This is a genomic window from Aurantimonas sp. C2-5-R2 (assembly GCF_036549495.1).
Lineage (GTDB): Bacteria > Pseudomonadota > Alphaproteobacteria > Rhizobiales > Rhizobiaceae > Aurantimonas > Aurantimonas coralicida_A.
Map to the genome: position 1 here is coordinate 1 of NZ_JAZHLJ010000175.1, position 2,827 is coordinate 2,827.

Annotated in this window: 3 protein-coding genes; all 3 read right to left on the bottom strand. The window is 58.8% G+C overall.

Features of this window, described 5'->3' with window-relative positions:
• Positions 1-422 precede the first annotated feature (422 nt).
• Positions 423-1,340, bottom strand: a complete 918-nt coding sequence (locus VQ044_RS24525) for an NAD(P)-dependent oxidoreductase (protein WP_331827848.1) — start codon at positions 1,338-1,340, stop codon at positions 423-425.
• Between the two features lie 34 nt (positions 1,341-1,374).
• A complete protein-coding gene (locus VQ044_RS24530) occupies positions 1,375-2,145 on the bottom strand; it encodes an SDR family NAD(P)-dependent oxidoreductase (protein WP_331827849.1) in 771 nt (256 codons plus the stop codon).
• Positions 2,146-2,191: 46 nt separating this feature from the next.
• Positions 2,192-2,827 (bottom strand): TRAP transporter large permease subunit (locus VQ044_RS24535; RefSeq protein WP_331827850.1); only part of this gene is annotated, 636 nt, incomplete at its 5' end.

Here is a 2,827-nt window from a genome sequence, read left to right on the forward strand (position 1 = left end):
ATCAGCGCCGAAATGCCGAAAAGTTCGTTGCCCCTGCATCGAGGGCCGCGTAACGTTCAACCCGGCATCGCCGCTCAACGAAGTTCAACAACCTTCGGGACATCCCCTAACGGCTGTGCAGTCGGCGGGATAGGCTGCCGCATGAGGGACATGCCGCGTGTGGCGTTCGAGCCGAAGCGGTGACGATAAGCACGCTGTCGACAACCTCGAAAAGTTCGACTGCAAGCCCGGCCGGGATAAGCGACGATAGCGAGATGGTAGTGGACATGGCGGTTCTCCTCTCCAAAGATCCGCCAGTTCGCTCGTCAACTGCATCAGATGTGAGTCAGACTCGAACCGTGGCCCCCATGTACGCGTCCAATTCCGATCGCCATTGCGATAGCGCTCACCATTGTTCGGGATCGCGGGAATCATCCTTCACTTCAATCAATACTTCTCCCAGCATCTCTCTCGCCTTTCTGCAGAACATGCCCTGCCAAGATTTCGATTGTCCGCACAACCTCCGGGTCATCAGCATCTGCAGCGCCCAGCCGACCAGCCAATCCGAAGATTTGAGCCGTTGCTGTCGTGACGGGAAGTGGCATGTCAAATTCGCGCCCTATATCGAGTGCAGTGCGGAGATCCTTGATTGCCACCGCCAGCGAGCCTCCGGACCGGTAGTCGTTGCGCCATGCGAGAGGCACGCGGTTGCGAAGCGCCCAATTGTCTCCACTGCTCCTAGCAATCACCTCGACCATCACGTCCGGATCGATGCCAGCCTTTGAACCCGTCACGAGAACCTCTGCGGCCACGGCGAGACCGGTGAAGTACATCGCCTGGTTCAGCGCCTTTAATGTTTGGCCCTGGCCCGGACATAACCCAACTCGATAGAGATTGCGGCCCATTTTGGCGAGTATTGGTTCAGCCGCCTGAAATGCAGTGTCCGAACCGGCTGCCATGATCGTGAGGCTGGCTTGCTGCGCTCCCTCGACACCGCCACTGACAGGCGCGTCCAGGAGGTGGATGCCCTTGGTCTCAAAATCTCCAGCGAGTTCAGCAACAAAGTTGGGCGGCAAACTGCTCATGATAACGAGCGTTTTGCCGGCCCGCGTACCTGCGGCATAGCCGGCTTCACCATATACTGCAGTTTCGGCCTGCTGCTGGTCGTGCACCATCAGGATGGTGACATTACTTCCTGCGCCGACTTCAGCCGGACTTAGTGCGACGGTTGCCCCTTCACGCTCGAGCTCTTTCATAGGAGCAGGGTCTACGTCGTACACGTTGACGGCGAGGCTGGCCCGCAGAAGACTGCGGGACATGTGGCTGCCCATCCGTCCGAGCCCTATGAAGCCTACGCGCATGGTTTTCTCCGCATTGTCCGGGGTTGAAGTCTGGTCACCACGCGGTCCAGCCTCCGTCGACCAGTAGGTGATGTCCCGTGATCAGGTCTGCGCCATCGCTGGCGAGGAAGACGACAGTGGCCGCGACTTCCTCCATACGCCCAAACCGACCGATCGGGAGGCGCTTGATCACCTCTGCGGCAATTTCCTTGTCCTTGAACATCTCGCGAGCTAGTGGGCTATCAATGAAGGTCGGGCCGATCGCGTTGACGCGGATGTCTTGTGGCGCCAGCTCGATGGCCATGGCACGGGTGAAGCCAATCATGCCGGACTTGCTCGCGCAGTAAGCGGACCTCTTGTAAAAGCCGACTTCAGCCATCTGCGAAGCCATGTTGATGATCCGGCCACCTCGGCCTTGGCCGACCATCTCGCGCGCGACCGCCTGAGCCATAAAGAACGCGCCTCTCAGGTTCAGGTCCATGATAGCATCCCACACCTCGTGCGTGACGTCTAAGGCCGTTTGCTGGATATTCGTCCCGGCATTGTTCACCAGGATGTCGATCCCGCCCAGAACCTCGGATGCCGTTTGGGCAATGCGGGTGCCGGCCGTCTCGTCAGTGAGATCCTCTGCAAGGACAACCGCCTGCCTTCCCATGTCTCGCACCTCCCGCGCGACTGGCTCAAGGTCGTCCAAGATCCGACCGACGAGGGCGACATCGGCGCCGGCTTCCGCCAGAGCCAAGGCGATATGCCGCCCAAGGCCGCGGCTAGCGCCGGTGATTATGGCGTTCCGGCCATCCAGCCGGAAACTCGGGAGGTAACGCATCGGGATTGGGTTCTCGGATAAAGGGAGCATCGGACGGCAGTTCCTTCTACATATCGAAGCTCTGAGGCAAATAGAGGACAAGCTGCGGGACCAGGATCAGGATGACGGTAATCACCACGAGGAGGACGAGCCACGGCCATATTGCCCCAGTGAATTCCTCTACCGCCATGCCGCTAATCCGACAAAGTGTGAACATGACGATGCCGAGCGGAGGCGTAATAGTGCCGATCGACATGATAAGCGCGAGCACGACACCGAAATGAACCGGATCTATGCCGGTGCTCTGTAGCACAGGGATGACGACCGGAATCGTCATGGTGACGATGGCGATGGCCTCCATGAAAAGACCCAGAACGAGGTAGAGGAGCCCGAGTAGTAAAAATAATAGAATCGGATCGGCTGTAATCGTCATCAGGGCCGATACCGCCATCTGCGGAGCCTGCTCAAAGGAAAGTGCCCAAGCAAAGGCTGTAGCCGTCGCCATGATAAGCAGGATACTTGCGGACTCCACTGCCGCTTCGCGAATGGCACGCCAAGCTGTAGCTAGCGTCATTTCGCGATAGACGAACAGTCCGATCAGGAGGCTGTAGAGCGCACCCTCCGTGCCAATGACGATGAGACATCGACCACCCGGGAATTTACCCTTGAGGGCGCAGGTAACGTATCGACATGGTAATGCCCC

What these genes read in the sequence shown, in the direction of transcription:
- VQ044_RS24530 (WP_331827849.1), bottom strand. Translation starts at nt 2,145, where the DNA reads ATGCGTTACCTCCCGAGTTTCCGGCTGGATGGCCGGAACGCCATAATC.
- VQ044_RS24525 (WP_331827848.1), bottom strand. Translation starts at nt 1,340, where the DNA reads ATGCGCGTAGGCTTCATAGGGCTCGGACGGATGGGCAGCCACATGTCC.